This is a genomic window from Streptomyces sp. NPDC051211 (genome assembly GCF_040689505.1).
Taxonomy (GTDB): domain Bacteria; phylum Actinomycetota; class Actinomycetes; order Streptomycetales; family Streptomycetaceae; genus Streptomyces.
Genome location: NZ_JBFBAV010000013.1, coordinates 52,210 through 67,802, shown reverse-complemented (window position 1 = coordinate 67,802; position 15,593 = coordinate 52,210). Strand labels below are relative to the sequence as shown.

The following is a 15,593-nucleotide window of genomic DNA, read 5'->3' as shown; positions in this document are numbered from 1 at the left end:
TTGTCGGGGACATCCCTTTCGGTGAAGTCGGGTCGGCGAGCCAAAGGGCGGCCGCTCTGGTCGGGGCCGCGCGGAACGACGGGATGGACATCCAGCTCCTCGTGCTGGACACGCTCGGCCAGCTCGACTCGCTCACCTCCCTCCCCGCAGCCGAGCTGCTCGACACGCTGAGGGGGGAGCTGGCCGACGCCAACCGGCTGCGCGTCTCACCGCTGGACCCCTATCTCGCCGGAGTACTGAAGAACGGCGCCGAGGTTTTCATCGACCGGGTGGACCTGAGGAAAAGGATCCGGGAATTCGTCGAGGACCCCGAAAAGACCGTTCTGCTGGTGGACGGAGAGCCGGGCAGCGGCCGTTCCTACACGTACAGCTTCATTCGCCATCTCAGTGCACACTGCGGATTCCGGCCGGTGCGGGTGACGCTCGACCAGGCCTCGACGGCCGAGCAGGTGGTGCAGCGGCTCGCCGATTTCGTCATCGATCCGCGCACCCACATCTCACCGTTGAATCCAACACGGTTGAACGATCCACTGCCCTCGATCGGTGCGGCGGTGCACCGCATCGTCAGAGAGGCCACCGCCGCCCCCGAGCAGTTCTGGCTCGTCCTCGACGAATGCGACAAGCTCGACGTGAATTCCGATGCCTGGGACTGCATCGGCAAGCTCGCCCTGGCGATCTACGAACACGCCCCCGTCCACCGGGCGGCGGCGCCGCGTCTGGTGCTGCTCGGCTATTCGGCGACGATGCGGCAGCTCCCGTACGAGATACGCAAGAACGAGGTCCGGGACACCGCCCGGATCACCGGGGCCGACGACCTCCAGATGTTCTTCCGGCAGTTCTTCGCCGAAGCCGCCGCAACCGCCGGCCCTGACGACCCCGCCGCGGCCGCACCGGTCGACGAACACCGCATCGCCACTCTCGTGGAGACGGTGGTCCCGGCCGTACTGCAAGCCGCCGAAGCCCCCGGCGAGGACAGCTACATGCGCAAGGTATGCACGGCCGCCGAGGAGGCCGTCCGCCTCTACCAGTCCCTCGGCCCCCGCGACGACTTCGGGCCCCGACTGCGCGAGCGGGTGTGCGCCGCGGTCACCGCCCCGGCTCCGGCCGCGGTGGCCGACCTGCGGAAGGCCTACCGCGAGGCCGCCTGCCTGCTGACCCGCTTCGACCCCGACCGGCTTCGGCTGCCCGGCGAGCAGCGGCCGACCGGGAAGGCCGCCCTGGAACTGGTGGACGACAGCCGGGCCGTGGGCACCCCGGCCGTGGACACACCGGACGGGGTCACCGTGATCACCACCTCCTGGGTCCTCAAACCGGAGATCCGCGACAGCACCCTGCGCGGCCTCGCCGGCCCCGAGCAGGCCCGGCTCGCGCTGCTCGCCAACATGGACCACGTCCCGCCCGGCCCGGGCCCCGAACGCATCGCCCTCGGCTTCCTGAGCGGCACTCCCCCGGACCTGTCGCGGCAGACCCCCGACGAACTGCCGCACACCCTGGAGGCCATGCTGTGGCTGGCCCTGATCCCGGGCATCTCCGGCATCCCGGACCCGGCGGCCGTCCAGCACCGACTGGAACACGCCCGCCTGCTCCAGCCCCTGGAACGCCTGGTGGAGGACTCCTTCCAGGGACGCGCCCGGGAGCTCGCCGAACTGCGCACGTACATCGGGCTTCCGCCCGAGTCCCTGCACGGCCGACTGCGGGAGGTCCGGCAGGACCTGGCCCGGGCCGTCGGCGGCGGACCCGAGCCCCCGGTCGTGGTCCACGGCCCCGCCGGCATCGGCAAGAGCAGCCTGCTCGCCAAGTTCCTGCTGGACAGCCTGCGCGATGTCCCGTCCGGATTCCCCTTCGCGTACGTGGACTTCGAACGGCCCACCCTCTCGGTGCACGAACCGGCCACCCTGATCGCCGAGATGGCCCGCCAGCTCGGCATCCAGTACCCGGACCGGCGGACGGCCTTCGACGACCTGGCCCGCACCTGCGAGGAGACCGCCGGGATCCACCGGGCCGAACGGCGCACCGTCGACGAGCTCTTCGGGCTGTCCACCACCCGGGCCACCCTGGGACGGGTGTCCTACTCCGGAGTGCACGCCGAGATCGCCGCCCGCGAGGCCGGCCTGGCCCGCCATCTGGGAGAGCTGGTGGTGGAGGCGGTGGGCATCCCGCCCAGGGAGCCGCAGCCGCCCTTCGTGATCGTGATCGACTCCTTCGAGGAGGCCCAGTACCGGGGTTCGCCCCTGCTCGGCCGGCTGTGGGCCGTCTGGTCCGCGCTCCAGGAGGCCCACCCCCGGCTGCGGGTCATCGTCTCCGGGCGGCTGCTGGTCGAACATCCGGCGCGGGTGGTGGAGCCCCGGACCATCGAGCTCGGCGAGCTCGACCCGGAGGCCTCGGTGGCCCTGCTGCTGACCTGCGGGGTGACCGACGGACGGCTGGCCGCGGAGCTCGCCGCCCGGGTGGGCGGACACCCGCTCAGTCTGAAGCTGGCCGCGCGGGCCGCCGTACAGGAGGACGACGGGACCGGCGCCCTCAGCGAGCTGATCGAGAGCCTGCCCGCGCGCCGCCGGCAGTTCTTCCGCAAGGTCGACCAGCTGCTCGTCCAAGGCACCCTGTACGAGCGGATCCTCCAGCACATCGCGGACGACCGGGTCCGCATCCTGGCCCAGGCGGGCCTGGCGCTGCGCACCATCACCCCCGAGCTGGTCCGGGAAGTGCTCGCCGAGCCCTGCGGGCTGCGGGTGGAATCCGAGGAGGAGGCCGAGCGGCTGTTCGGCCCGCTGTCCCGGCTCGACCTCCTGGAGCCCGCCGGGCCGGGCGCCGTACGCCACCGCGCCGACCTTCGGGCGATCATGCTGCGGCCGGCCGATCGGGCCCGGGCGGATCTGATGCGTACGGTCGGTCGGCGCGCGGTGGCCTACTACGCGGCCCGCGAGGGACCGGAGGCGCGGGCCGAGGAGATCTACCACCGGCTGCGGCTGAACGAGAACCCGCGCACGGTGGAAGAGCGCTGGACGCCCGGCGTGGAGCGGTTCCTGGCCGGGGCCGGCCAGGACATGGCCGGCCGGTCCGCCGCCTATCTGGCCGGGCACCTGGGCGGCCACACCCCGGACGAGGTGATGGCGGAGGCCGATCAGGAGGACTGGGAGCGGATCGCCGCCCGCGAGGTCGAGGACCTGCTGGCGCAGGAGTACACGGACGCGGCCGCGGCCCGGCTCGCGGAACGCCGGCCGTGGACCCCCGGCAGCCCGCTGCACCCCCTGTGGGTGGAGACCCTGGACCGGCAGGGCCGGCGTACGGAGGCCAGGGCGGCCGCCGACGCGGCCGTGGACCGGGCCGAGCAGGCGGGTCTCCCCGGGCTCCGGTTGGAACTGCTGCTGCTGTCGGCGCGGCTGGCGGAGGCGGACGGCGATCTCGGCGAGGCCTCCGAAGACCTGGCGGAGGCCGAGGAGATCGCCACCGGTCTCGGCCGGAACTTCGAGGCGGTGGGTGCCCTGCTCGCCCGGGCCCGGCTGGGTGCCGGGACGGGGCGGGCCGACCCGGAGGCCGGCAGCCGGCTCGCCGACCGGCTGCGCCGGCTGCCCGACGAGGAACTCCTCCGGCAGCCCGCGCTGGTGCGGGCCGCGGCGGCCGAGGTGTCGCACGACCACCCGAAGGTCCTGGAACACACCCTGGAAGTGGTGGGCCTGCCGGAGGCCGAGGAGGGAGCACTGGCCACCCTGGGCAAGGCGATCGGGCGGGTGGAGGCCGACCGGCCCGACCTGCGCGCCGCACTGGGCAGGCTGCTGGAGAACGCGCTCGGCCCGCCGGACCGGGCCGCCACGGACGGGGGCGCACCCACCGGCGTGACGGGCATCCTGCGGGAGGCACAGCGCAGGGGCACCCTGAACCGGCTCGCCCGGCGGCTGCTGAGGCTGGACGAGCAGAGCCCGGAACTCGTCTCGGGAGTGGCGGCGGCGATGGGCGCGGGCGCCCGCACCGACCTGCCCGCCTACGTACCGGGCGTGGCGGACACGGCGGGCACAGCGGACGCACCGGGCGCACCGGGCACAGCGGGCGCACCGGCCCGCCCACCCGCGCCGGCAAATCCGATCGATCCGGCGAGTCCGGCCGATCCGGCGGGCACCACCGGGGGCACGGCGGAAGGAAACGGCCACCGAGCGGCCTGAGCGACCATGAGCGACCCGTATCTCCCGCAGGACGACATCGCGCAGCTGAAGGACACCGCGGTGGAGCAGGGGCTGGCCGATCCGATGCTGCGGAGCCTGCTCTTCGCCGGCATCCTGCCCAAGTACAGGGGTTCGTTGCCGATGCTCCCGTTCCCCGGCCCGCAGGTCCAGTCGGACCTGAACCACATGAACCAGGTGGAGCGGCTGATCGACGGCACCGTTCCGCTGGCGATCTGGCTGAAGAACGCCGTCGGCCAGCTCACCGACGCCGCCGCCCGGGACCTCTTCATGTCCGCACTGGACCGGGTCTCGCGCGACGAGGCCGGCGAGCCCGACGTGGCACCGGACCTCCCCACCGGGGAGACCAAGGAGGAGGTCGTCGCCCAGGACGACACGGTGCCGGTCGAGTTCCTCGGCGGCGGTGCGCTGGCCGGCTCCTCGGTCGCCCGGATCAAGGTGTTGCCGTACCAGTCCGGCGCCCTGCTCCAGCCGATCGCGCTGCCGCACAACGGCACGGGCTGGCTGATCGCGCCCGGCCTGCTGGTCACCAACCACCATGTGATCCACGCGCGCAAGCGGACGGCCGGCGAACGCCCGGTGGTGGACCCCGCGGACTTCCGGCTCCAGGCCCTGGGGTCCCGCTCCCGGTTCGACTACGTGGCCGAGGACGACGGGGACACCGAGGAGATCCCGGCCGGTGACCTCCTGGCCTGGGACGAGGAACTCGACTACGCGGTGCTGCGGCTGGCTCCCGCCCCGCCCCGGCCCTTCCTGCGGGTCGCCACCGAACCCCTGGCCGTGGACAAGGACTCCCCGGTCGCGGTCAACATCATCCAGCACCCCGGCGGGGAGCCGCAGCGGGTCGCGCTGCGCAACAACATCGTCTTCGAGGCGGACGAGCGCGACATCCGCTACTTCACCGACACCCGCGGCGGCTCCTCCGGCTCCCCCGTGCTGACCGACGACTGGACGGTGGTGGCCCTGCACCGCGGAACCCGCCGCGTCTCGGACGTCAGCTTCCAGGGCAAGAGCACGGCCTTTGTGAACGTGGGCACCCAGCTGAGCGCCCTCATGCAGCACCTGCGGGAGCACAGCCCGGAGGTCCACGCCGAGATCACGGCGGCCCAGTCCGCCCGACCGGGGCCGTCCGCCTGAACCGGGCCCCGGCAACCCAGGAGGTGTGAAATGCGCGGTGGTTCACCGGTGGCGACCGGCCCCGAGAAGGTCTTCGACGAGGACCTGCTGGAGGTCGCCGCACGCGTACGCAAGGGTCTGGACGAGGAGATCTCCGAGTCCGACGTGGCCGATGAAGACGTCCCGCCCGAGGAGGTGAGCGCCGCGCAGATCGAGCGGGCCGCCCACGAGGAGCGGGCCAGGGTGCTTCAGGCGGGGGTGCGCGGGCTGGAGAAACTGGCCGCGGGCCGCCGCGACGACGTCGACGACGACGAGTACTTCGGGGTGGAGGCGATCGTCCTGCTCGAGGGCAGGCCGGCGATCCTCGTGCAGGGCCAGGACTTCGCCGCGCAGGCCGGCGACTGGGCCGTGCTGGAGGGGCAGCGGGCCGGGATCCGCGAGTCCATCGCCCGGGTCGGCCGGGTGGAGGTCTCCGGCCACCTGGACCTGGACTGGCTGGGCACCGGATTCCTGGTGTCGCCCGACGTCGTGATGACCAACCGGCACGTGGCCGCCGAGTTCACCCGCTCCGACGGCGGGGGCGGCTTCACCTTCCGCCCGGGCATGGGCGCGCGCATCGACACGAGGGAGGAGCTGGGCGCCCCGGCGTCCGACGGCTCCTTCGAGTTCAACGTCACCGAAGTGGTGGGGATCCACAGCGAGGTCGACATGGCGCTGCTGCGGGTGGCCCCGGCCGCGGGTGGCGGCGGAACGCTGCCCACCCCGCTGCCGGTGGCCGCGGACGCACCGGCGGACCTGGCCGGCCGGCCCGTGTACGTGGTGGGGTACCCGGCGGCGGACGGCCGGCGCAACGAACCCGAGGCGATGAGCCGGATCTTCATGGACGTCTACAACGTGAAGCGGCTGCAGCCGGGCACGGCGACGGCCCTGCTCACGGACGGGTTCACGATGACGCACGACTGCTCCACGCTGGGCGGCAACAGCGGCTCCCCGGTCTTCGACCTCGCCGATCACCGGGTGCTGGGGCTCCACTTCGGCGGCCGGTTCCGGTCCGGCAACTTCGCCGTGCCGCTGTTCGCGCTGACCGAGGACCCGCTGCTGGCCCGGACGGAGGTCAACTGGGTCTGACCGGCCCGGCTGTTACGGGACCATGGCTGCCGTACGAAGGTTCCGTGGCCGAACTCCGTTGGCTGCTTGGGGTCCTTGTCCGCCGGGCGGGGCGCTGACTAGCTTCGCCGCATGTCGTTCATCACACATTCCCGGAGCCGGCGTCCCGGCCTGATCGCGCTGGGTTCCGCGGCGCTGCTGGCGCTGACCGCCGCGGTGCCCTCGGCCGCCGCCTCCACCGGTCCGGAAGCTGTCGGCACCCGAGGCTCGGTCGTGCTCGACTGGTACGACACCACCGCGCGGACGGTGGCCGCCACCTCCGCGCCGACCCAGATCACCAACAGCCGGACATGGGCCATCAGTTGGCTCGCCGCCGCCCGCGCCACCCGTGAGGCCCCGGACGGCCGCTCCCGGGCCGCCTTCCAGGACGCGGCGGTGGCGTCCGCCGTGCACGACGCGCTGGTCGCCCTCGCGCCCTCGCGCAAGGCCGAGCTGGACGCCGCGCTGACCACCAGCCTGGCCCGGGTCCCGGACGGCCCGGCCGAGGACCGCGGGGTGGCTGCGGGCGCCCGGCAGGCCCGGACGGTGCTGGCCGCGCGCTCCGGCGACGGCCTCGACCCGGCCTCGGTGAACGCCCCGTTCACGGTGCCGGCGGCCGCACCCGGTGTGTGGCAGCCGACGCCCGACGACCATGCGCCGGCCGTCCAGTACGGCAACCGGATCGCCCGGCCCTTCCTGCTGGACTCCCCCGCCCAGTACCGGCTGGGCCCGCCGCCCGCGCTGGACTCCCGGCGGTACCGGGCCGACCTGGCGGAGGTACGGGCGTACGGCTCGGCGGACAGCACCGTCCGCACGGCCCGCCAGACGGAGACGGCGACCTTCTGGTACGGCTCCTCGCTGACCCTCTACACCGAGCCGCTGCGGGTGGCCGTCGCCCGGCACGGTGTTTCGGCCGGGCAGCGGGCCGAACTGCTGGCGCTGTTCCACACCGCGCTCGTCGACACCCAGATAGCGACCTCCGACAGCAAGTACACGCATCTGCGGTGGCGGCCGGTGACGGCGATCCGGACCGGCTCACTCGGCACCGATCCCAGCTGGCGTCCGCTGCACCGGACCCCGGCGCACCCCGACTATCCCAGCGGTCACACCACCTACGCCGGCGCCGCCCAGGCCGTCCTGGACGCGCTGACCGGTCCGCGGACCGCGCCGTTCACCTTCACCAGCGCCACTGCGCCCGGCGTGGAGCGCACGTACAGCAGTTGGGGCGCGCTCACCCGGGACAACGTGGACGCCCGGGTCTGGTCCGGGATCCACAGCCGGACCGCCGACGAGGCGGGTGTCCGGTTGGGGCGGGCGGTCGGGCAGCACGCGCTGCGCAACGCCGACCGGCTGTTCGGCGAGCTCCGGGGCTAGCCCTTCAGCGGCGACGAGGGGCGCCGGGCCTCAGCCCTCGCCGTACGCCTCGCCGCCGAGCTCGAATGCGGCGGTGCCGGCCGTGGTGTCGGCCAGCCAGGCCCGGAAGGCGTCGATGTCCGACTCGGGGAGGCCGATCTCGATGGAGACGGCCTCCCCGTAGCGCACGTCGAGCACCGTGCGGCCGGTGGAGCGCAGGTCGTTCTGGGTCTTCCCGGCCCGCTGGTGGTCCACGGTGACGGTGGCCAGCCGGTAGCGGTGCCGGGTGACGGTGCCGAGCGCGTCCAGGGCCTCGCCGACCACCCCGCCGTAGGCGCGGATCAGTCCGCCGGCGCCCAGTTTGACCCCGCCGTAGTAGCGGGTCACCACGGCCACCGCGTAGCGGATGTCGCGCCGGGTGAGCATCTGCAGCATCGGCACCCCGGCGGTGCCGCCCGGCTCTCCGTCGTCGCTCGCCTTCTGCACCGAGGCGTCCGCGCCGATCACGTAGGCGTAGCAGTTGTGCGTGGCGGTGGGGTGCTCCCGGCGGATGCGGGCGACGAAGTCCTGCGCCTCCTGCTCGGTCCCGGCGGGGGCGAGTGCGCAGATGAACCGGGAGCGGTTGATCTCGGACTCGTGCACGCCCTCCCGGGCGACCGTCACGTACTGGTCTGCCTTCACGTCTCCACCCTAAGCGGAACCGCGGTGGGGAATCGGACGGGCTTCCGGGCCGTTGATCCCCAGTGCGGGCCGGCAGCGGGCCGGCCCCGCGAGCAGCAGGAGGCGGCGCACGTGTACGGCGATCCGGCAACCATCCGCACCATCCTCACCGAACTCGGCGACACCTGGGCCGTCGTGGGCCTGTCCAACAACGAGGACCGTGCGGCGTACGGCGTGGCCAAGGTCCTCCAGCGGTTCGGCAAGCGCGTGATCCCCGTCCACCCGAAGGCCGAGACGGTCCACGGCGAGCAGGGCTACCCGTCGCTGGAGGCGATCCCGTTCGCGGTGGACGTGGTCGACGTGTTCGTGAACAGCACGCTGGCCGGCCCGGTCGCCGACCAGGCCGCGGCGGCGGGCGCGAAGGCCGTCTGGTTCCAGCTCGGCGTGGTCGACGAGGCGGCGTACGAGCGGACCCGCGCGGCCGGGCTGCACATGGTGATGGACCGCTGCCCCGCCATCGAAATCCCCGCCCTGGTCTGAGCGGCGGCCGGCGGCCGGGGGCCGGCGGGCCGGAGCGGCAGGGTGCCGGCGGGCCGGAGCGGCAGGGTGCCGGCGGGTCAGCCGGCGTCCGCCGTGCGCTCGGCCTCGGCGAGCGCCCGCAGCTGCTCCGGGGTGACCCCGTCCGGGATGGGCACCGGGGCGGGGCTGCGCAGCGGCGGCTGCCAGCCGGTGTCGGGTTCCCAGCGGCGGACGATCCGCGCGGGCGCGCCCGCCACCACCGCGTGGTCGGGCACCTCGCCCCGTACGACGGCTCCGGCGGCCACCACCACGTTGCGGCCGAGACGGGCGCCGGGAAGGATCACCGCGCCGGTGCCGAGCCAGCAGCCGGGGCCGATCTCCACGGGTTCGCTGCGCGGCCACTGGCGGCCGACCGGCTCGTGCGGGTCGTCGTAGCTGTGGTTGGTGGAGGTGATGTACACCCCCGGTCCGCAGAAGGTGTCGTCGCCGATGGAGATGCGGGTGTCGGCGATGACGTGGCTGCCGCGGCCCAGGACCACTCCGTTGCCGAGCACCAGCATCGGTTCCGGGCCGAGGTCGAGGTCGGGCATCATCCCGGCGGTCAGGGTGACCTGCTCGCCGATGATGCAGTGGTCGCCGAGCCGGATCCAGGGCGCGCCGAAGACGGTGCCCTGGGGGAAGGCGAGCCGGGTGCCGGTGCCGATGGCGCCGAAGCGGTGGCCGCCGGGGGTCTGCGCGGTGACCGCGCCGGCCTGCTGCATCCAGCGCCAGCCGGCGTGGACGGCGCGGCTGGCGGCCCGGCGGCGCCAGGCCGCCAGGGATGAGAACGTGTTTCTGTTCTTCGGCACCCGGCCACGGTAGTGCGCCGCGCCCCGGACGTCCGGACCGGGATCCTGTGATCTTCACCCCATCGTCTACGGTGCTGGCAGCGCGGCAACCGGACAGCAGAGGAAGAGAACGAGACATGGCGTACCAGTCGGACCAGGCACTCGTCGCAGGTGTGGGCGGGAAGAGCCCGCAGATCGACGCCAAGGCCTTCACCGCGCCCACCTCCGTGGTCGTCGGCGATGTCACCCTCGCCGCCGGTTCGAGCATCTGGTACTCGGCGGTGCTGCGCGCCGACTGCGGTCCGATCGCGCTCGGCCCGGACAGCAATGTGCAGGACAACTGCACGATCCACGTGGACCCCGGTTTCCCGGTCTCCATCGGCGCGCGCGTGTCGATCGGCCACAACGCGGTGGTGCACGGCTGCACGGTCGAGGACGACTGCCTGATCGGCATGGGCGCCACCGTCCTCAACGGCGCGGTGATCGGCGAGGGCTCCCTGGTCGCGGCCCAGGCCCTGGTCCCGCAGGGCATGGTGGTCCCGCCCGGCTCGCTGGTCGCGGGCGTGCCGGCGAAGGTCAGGCGCGAGCTGACCGAGGAGGAGCGGGAGGGCATCCGTCTGAACGCGGCGATGTACCTGGAGCTGGCCGAGCAGCACCGCGCGGCGGTCTCCCCGACCGCTTGACCCGACCCCGCCGGGCCCGACCGCCGGGCCCCGGGCCCGGGGCGGCCGTGGGCCGCGTCAGGTCCGGTCGGCCCGGGCCAGTGCGGGTTCGGCGGAGCCGACGGCCTCGCGTTCGGCTCCGGCTTGGGCTTCGGCTTGGGCTTCGGCTTCGGCTTCGGCCGCCGCCTTCTTCGCCCGGTTCTTCAGCACCAGCATCGAGGTCGCGCCGATCAGCACCGCCAGCACCAGGCCCAGCCAGGAGAACCGCTTCAGCCAGGCCTCGGCGACGATGCCGACGTAGTAGATGACGGCGGTGGTGCCGCCCGCCCACAGGATGCCGCCGAAGACGTTGGCGATCAGGAACTTCCAGTACGGCATGTGCAGCACGCCCGCCAGCGGACCGGCGAAGATCCGCAGCAGGGCGACGAACCGGCCGAAGAACACGGCCCACATGCCCCACTTCTCGAAGGAGCGTTCCGCCATCGCGATGTGGTGCTCGCCGAAGTGCTTCGGGAACCGCTTCCCCAGCCGCGCCAGCAGCGGCTTGCCGCCGCGGCGTCCGATCGCGTACCCGATCGAGTCCCCGACGATCGCGCCGGTGGTCGCGCAGATGCCCAGCACCAGCGGGTCGATCTCGCCGTGCTGCGAGGCGAGCAGGGCCGAACTCACCAGGATGATCTCGCCCGGCAGCGGGATGCCCAGGCTCTCCAGCCCGATGACCAGTCCCACCAGGATGTAGACACTCACCGCCGGAACGGTCTCCAGCCAGTCCTGGATGTGCACCGGAACGTCCTCCGCATCTGCCCGCGTCGATCTCCCGGCGCGCCCCCTGTGGCGCACCGACCGGGCAGCCTACCGGCTCCGGACCACCGTCTTCGCCCGCAGCAGCAGTTCCCGGGAGGAGCGCCCCACGAACACCTCCCGGCGCCCGCTCCCCAGCACCCACGCGTGCTTGGCGGGGTCCCAGGAGGACAGGGCGCGGCGGTCGATGTCCACGGTGATCCGCTGCGCCTGGCCCGGTGCGAGGCTGAGCCGCCGGTAGCCGGCCAGTGCCCGGACGGCCTGGTCGAGTTTCAGGTCGGGCGAGGGGCCGAGGTACACCTGGGCCACTTCGGTGCCCTTGCGGCGGCCGGTGTTGCGGAGGGTGAACTCCACGCGCAGGCCGCCGTCCTGGGGCCGGACGGCCAGCTGCTCGTACCGCCAGGTGGTGTACGAGAGGCCGTGCCCGAAGGGGAACAGCGGGGTCACGCGTTGCTCGTCGTACCAGCGGTGGCCGACGTGGATGCCCTCGGTGTGCTCCCGGCGCCCGCCCACGCCCGGGTAGCGGAGCGGGTCGCCGGCGACCGGGTGGGCGTGCTCGTCGGCGGGGAAGGTCTGGGTGAGCCGGCCGCCCGGGTCGGCGTGGCCGAAGAGGATGTCGGCGGTGGCACCGGCGCCTTCCTGGCCGGGGTAGTACATCTGGAGTACGGCACCGGTGCGGGCCAGCCAGGGCATGGTGGTGCCGGCGGAGGTGTTGAGCACCACGGTGGTGTGCGGGTTGGCCGCCGTGACCGCCTCGATGAGCTGCGGCTGGCCGCCGGGCAGGCCGAGGGTGGTGCGGTCGGTGCCCTCGGTGGCGTCCTCGTAGGCGAAGAGCACCACGCTGCGGGCCGCCTTGGCGGCCTTCACCGCCTCGGCGAGGTCGGCGGCCCGGGTGGCGCGGGTGGTGTGGCGCAGCCGGAACCGCTGGCCGCGGGTGCCGCCCCGGGCGGTGAGGGCGAGCCGGTGCGGGCCCGCTTTGAGGGCGAGGGTGCGGCGGCGCACGGTGAGGCCGTCGGGGGCGGTGGCGAGCAGGCTTCCGGCGGAGGGGTCGGTGGCGCCGGGCCGGACGGCGAAGAGGTCCTCGCCGTCGAGCCGCACGGCGGGCCGCTGTCCGGAGTAGTGGACCAGCAGGGTCCACTCGTCGTCCTCGGGCAGGGTGAGGGTGCCCTCCCAGCTCCAGGTGCGGCCGGTGTCGACCTGTCGGTCGTCGAGCGCGACGGCCGGGGTGAGCAGCCGGGTGGGCAGGGGCCGGCCGTGGACGTCCTCGCCGAGGGCGTAGCGGACGGTGGCGGTCCGCCCGGCCCGGTGCTTGATGGCGGCCAGCGGTGCGGCGGCCCGGTCGGGGACCACGTGCGCGCTGCCGTCGCCGCCGACGAAGGGGATGGAGCCGGTGGGGCCGATGACGGCGATGGACCGGGCGGCGGCTCCGGTCAGCGGCAGGGTGCCGCCTTCGTTGCGGAGCAGGACGGCGCCGGCGGTGGCGACCCGGCGGGCGATCCGGGCGCCGGCCACCGGGTCCCGCGGGGGCCGCCGGGGTGCGCGACCGTCGAGCAGGCCGAACCGGTCCAGGGTGCCGAGGATCCTGCGGACGGCCTGGTCGACGGCGGGTTCGGAGACCGAGCCGCCGCGGACCGCCTGCCGCAGCGGGGCGCCGAAGTGGGTGCCGCCCGGCAGCTCCATGTCCAGGCCGGCTGTGATGGCGGCGACCGTGCTGCGGGTGGCGTTCCGGTCCGACATCACCCAGCCGTCGAACCCCCAGCGCTGCCGCAGCAGTTCGTCGAGCAGGGCCCGGCTCTCGCAGGCGTGGACGCCGTTGACCTTGTTGTGCGCGCCGGTGACCGCTCCGGCGCCGGCGGCCACGGCGGCTTCGAAGCCGCGCAGTTCGGTCTCGTGCAGGGCCTGTTCGCCGACGATCACGTCGACGGTGTCGCGGCCCTGTTCCTGGTTGGCGAGGGCGAGGTGCCCGACGGCGGCGATGAGGCCCTCGTCCTGGATGCCGCGGACGACCTCGGCGACCAGGTCGGCCGTGAGCCGCGGGTCCTCGGCGAAGGATTCGGCGTTCCGGCCCGCGTACGGGGTGCGGATCAGGTTGGCCGTCGGCGCGAGCAGGACGTCCAGGCCGAGGGCGCGGCCCTCGCGGCCCAGGACCCGCCCGTACTCGCGGGCCAGTTCCGGGTCGAAGGCGGAGGCGAGGAGCACGGGGGCGGGCAGCGCGGTGGCCGGCCGGGCCGCCCGGACCCCGGCGGGCCCGTCGGCGAGCCGGAGCGGCGGGACGCCCAGGCGCGGTACGCCGGGCAGGTAGCCGGCCCGGCCGAGGGAGGCGGGGTCCGGCCTGCCGTGCAGCAGGGCGGTCTTCTCCTCCAGGGTGAGGCGTTCCAGCAGCGCGTCGACGGGAGCGGCCCTCGGCGGTCGGGCCGCGCCGGGTGCGGCGCCGTCCGCCCCGGCCGGCGTACCGGGTCCGGCCCCGGGCGGGGCGGTGCCCGCGCATCCGCCGGCCCCGGCGGTCGCTCCGAGGGCCGCTCCGAGGGCGCCGAACACCCGCAGGGCGGAACGTCTGGACACGGCCTCGCTCATGCAGGCTCCCGGCGGCGCTCCTTCGACGACACGACCCGGCCCACTGTGAGCCACCCGCCGCCCGCCCCGGGCCGGACGCGCGGCCGGGTGCGGGCCGTTCAGCTGTTGGGGCGAAGGGTCCAGACCACGGTCATCTCGCCGGTGACGGCCTCGTCGGAGTCGCGCTGGATGGTGATGGTCACCGGGAACTCGGGGCGGCCGCCCGCGTCGAGCTCGGCGACGACCTCGGCGGCCGGGCGGCCGAGGGTGGCGGTCGCGGTGACCGGGCCCTTGGCGACCTTCTTGTAGCCGATCTGGGCGCTGACGGCCAGCGGGACCGCACGGGCCAGCTGCTCCTGGAAGGCGGCGAGGACGATCGCGCCGCTCGCCGACTCGGCGAGGGTGAACATGGCGCCGGCGTGCGGGCCCTGGATGTGGTTGTGGTAGTCCGGCTGGTCCGGGAGGCGGAAGACGGCGCGCTCCGGCGTGGTCTCCACGCACTCGAGGTTCAGGGTGCGGACCATCGGCACCGTCGCGGCGAGGAGTTCGCCCATGTTCATCTGATCTGCGCTCATGCGATCGGATGTTACCCGTGAGTAGAAGCTCTTGGCCAGACCCTGGGGAGGGGCGGCCGTATCCCCGCCCACCCCCTCCCACTATCGTTATCGGCCATGTGGCCAGGACAGCAGCAGCAGCCCGGGGGCGAGCAGAACCCTCAGGACCCCCACCAGAACCCGTACCAGCAGCAGCAGCCGGGGCAGCCGAACCCGTACCAGCAGCAGTCCGGGTACGGACAGCAGCAGCCGGGCTACGGATACCCGCAGCAGCCGGCCCCGCAGCAGGGCTACCCGCAGCAGCCGCCGGCCCCGCAGCCGTGGGGCCCGCCGCCCGCCCAGCCCCCGCTGCCCCCGCAGGGCGGCGGCTCCGGCTCCTCCGCCTCGACGAAGAGCGTGGCCATCATCGCCGCCTCCGCCGTGGTCGTCGCGGCGGCCGTCACCGGAGCCTTCGTCCTGACCAAGGACGACGACAAGAAGACCGAGGCGGACGGCAAGCCGCAGAACTCCGCCTCCGCCCCGGCCGACCAGCCCGCGAGCTCCGCACCGGCGACCTCCCCCTCGGCCACCGGCAACCCGCGCGCCGGCGGTTCGATCCCGCCGGTCATCCCGGGCTGGAAGGTCGTCATCAACCCTAAGTACGGCGTCGCCTTCGACGTCCCGCCGGAGTGGAAGGTGCTGGGCTCCGGAGTGTCCTCCGGCATCGAGGACGAGTCCCGGACCGACGGCATGCCGGTCATCACCATGTCCGCGCCCGCGTACCTCAAGGAAGAGTGGTGCACGGTCGACGCCGACAAGGACGGCGACACCGAGGAGTGGTCCCTCGCCGCCACCGGCGTGAAGGGCGCCAACGGCGCGAAGGACACGGGCCAGGCCGCGTACGACAACACCGGCAGCTGGGTGTGGGCGGGCTACGCGCAGAAGGAGCCGAAGGGCACCACCAAGGTGACCCAGCCCAAGGAGTACACCACCAAGTCCGGCCTCAAGGGGCACATGGTCACCTCGACCGCCACCGGGGTGAAGAAGCCCCACAAGTGCGCCTCCGACGGCAAGGGCATCGGCTTCGGCTTCAAGACCGCCAACGGGGACTTCGCCAGCTGGGTGATGTACGGCGCGGCGGGCGTCAAGGACGAGTACCAGAACGACATGGCGGAAAAGGTGCTCAGCACGGTCCGGCTCACCGCCGGATAAGCCGCCGGATAATCGGTTTGGCAGAAGGGCTTCGGC

12 protein-coding genes are annotated in these 15,593 nt (G+C 73.8%); 7 read left to right on the top strand and 5 right to left on the bottom strand.

Annotation, left to right across the window (positions count from 1 at the left end; translation table 11 throughout):
• Positions 1-83 precede the first annotated feature (83 nt).
• The 4 genes from AB0447_RS15685 to AB0447_RS15670 all read left to right on the top strand — a co-directional run bounded on the left by AB0447_RS15685 (position 84) and on the right by AB0447_RS15670 (position 7,811).
• On the top strand, positions 84-4,157 hold the full coding sequence (locus AB0447_RS15685) for an ATP-binding protein (protein ID WP_366477195.1): 4,074 nt from the start codon (positions 84-86) through the stop codon (positions 4,155-4,157).
• 6 nt (positions 4,158-4,163) lie between these two features.
• Positions 4,164-5,312, top strand: coding sequence for a trypsin-like peptidase domain-containing protein (locus AB0447_RS15680; RefSeq protein WP_366477194.1), 1,149 nt, complete (start codon positions 4,164-4,166; stop codon positions 5,310-5,312).
• Positions 5,313-5,342: 30 nt separating this feature from the next.
• Positions 5,343-6,419: a serine protease gene (locus AB0447_RS15675; protein WP_366477193.1), complete on the top strand. Its 1,077-nt coding sequence runs from the start codon at positions 5,343-5,345 to the stop codon at positions 6,417-6,419.
• Between the two features lie 111 nt (positions 6,420-6,530).
• On the top strand, positions 6,531-7,811 hold the full coding sequence (locus AB0447_RS15670) for a vanadium-dependent haloperoxidase (protein WP_366477192.1): 1,281 nt from the start codon (positions 6,531-6,533) through the stop codon (positions 7,809-7,811).
• Positions 7,812-7,841: 30 nt separating this feature from the next.
• Here the strand turns inward: AB0447_RS15670 and AB0447_RS15665 are convergent, their stop codons facing one another.
• Positions 7,842-8,471, bottom strand: a complete 630-nt coding sequence (locus AB0447_RS15665) for a YigZ family protein (protein ID WP_366477191.1) — start codon at positions 8,469-8,471, stop codon at positions 7,842-7,844.
• Between the two features lie 111 nt (positions 8,472-8,582).
• Here AB0447_RS15665 and AB0447_RS15660 point away from each other — a divergent pair, with 111 nt between their 5' ends.
• The gene (locus tag AB0447_RS15660) at positions 8,583-8,990 is read left to right on the top strand and encodes a CoA-binding protein (RefSeq protein ID WP_366477292.1); all 408 of its coding nucleotides are present in this window, start codon (positions 8,583-8,585) and stop codon (positions 8,988-8,990) included.
• Between the two features lie 77 nt (positions 8,991-9,067).
• On the opposite strand, the gene AB0447_RS15655 is transcribed toward AB0447_RS15660, so the two are convergent.
• A complete protein-coding gene (locus AB0447_RS15655) occupies positions 9,068-9,817 on the bottom strand; it encodes an acyltransferase (RefSeq protein ID WP_366477190.1) in 750 nt (249 codons plus the stop codon).
• Between the two features lie 116 nt (positions 9,818-9,933).
• Between AB0447_RS15655 and AB0447_RS15650 the strand changes: the two genes are divergently transcribed.
• Complete coding sequence (locus AB0447_RS15650) at positions 9,934-10,479, top strand: gamma carbonic anhydrase family protein (RefSeq protein ID WP_366477189.1); 546 nt, start codon at positions 9,934-9,936, stop codon at positions 10,477-10,479.
• A gap of 57 nt (positions 10,480-10,536) precedes the next feature.
• Here AB0447_RS15650 and AB0447_RS15645 read toward each other — a convergent pair whose 3' ends face one another.
• From AB0447_RS15645 to AB0447_RS15635, 3 genes are all read right to left on the bottom strand, one after another.
• Positions 10,537-11,241, bottom strand: a complete 705-nt coding sequence (locus AB0447_RS15645) for a DedA family protein (RefSeq protein ID WP_366477188.1) — start codon at positions 11,239-11,241, stop codon at positions 10,537-10,539.
• A gap of 69 nt (positions 11,242-11,310) precedes the next feature.
• Positions 11,311-13,833, bottom strand: coding sequence for a glycoside hydrolase family 3 C-terminal domain-containing protein (locus tag AB0447_RS15640; protein WP_366477187.1), 2,523 nt, complete (start codon positions 13,831-13,833; stop codon positions 11,311-11,313).
• 98 nt (positions 13,834-13,931) lie between these two features.
• Complete coding sequence (locus AB0447_RS15635) at positions 13,932-14,387, bottom strand: DUF4442 domain-containing protein (RefSeq protein WP_366477186.1); 456 nt, start codon at positions 14,385-14,387, stop codon at positions 13,932-13,934.
• A 96-nt stretch (positions 14,388-14,483) separates the two neighbouring features.
• Between AB0447_RS15635 and AB0447_RS15630 the strand changes: the two genes are divergently transcribed.
• On the top strand, positions 14,484-15,557 hold the full coding sequence (locus AB0447_RS15630; protein WP_366477185.1) for a hypothetical protein: 1,074 nt from the start codon (positions 14,484-14,486) through the stop codon (positions 15,555-15,557).
• Positions 15,558-15,593: the final 36 nt, after the last annotated feature.

Bases quoted from the DNA above. Each gene is read 5' to 3' on its own strand.
- AB0447_RS15685 (WP_366477195.1), top strand. From the start codon at position 84: ATGGACATCCAGCTCCTCGTGCTGGACACGCTCGGCCAGCTCGACTCG.
- AB0447_RS15680 (WP_366477194.1), top strand. From the start codon at position 4,164: ATGAGCGACCCGTATCTCCCGCAGGACGACATCGCGCAGCTGAAGGAC.
- AB0447_RS15675 (WP_366477193.1), top strand. From the start codon at position 5,343: ATGCGCGGTGGTTCACCGGTGGCGACCGGCCCCGAGAAGGTCTTCGAC.
- AB0447_RS15670 (WP_366477192.1), top strand. From the start codon at position 6,531: ATGTCGTTCATCACACATTCCCGGAGCCGGCGTCCCGGCCTGATCGCG.
- AB0447_RS15650 (WP_366477189.1), top strand. From the start codon at position 9,934: ATGGCGTACCAGTCGGACCAGGCACTCGTCGCAGGTGTGGGCGGGAAG.
- AB0447_RS15640 (WP_366477187.1), bottom strand. From the start codon at position 13,833: ATGAGCGAGGCCGTGTCCAGACGTTCCGCCCTGCGGGTGTTCGGCGCC.
- AB0447_RS15635 (WP_366477186.1), bottom strand. From the start codon at position 14,387: ATGAGCGCAGATCAGATGAACATGGGCGAACTCCTCGCCGCGACGGTG.
- AB0447_RS15630 (WP_366477185.1), top strand. From the start codon at position 14,484: ATGTGGCCAGGACAGCAGCAGCAGCCCGGGGGCGAGCAGAACCCTCAG.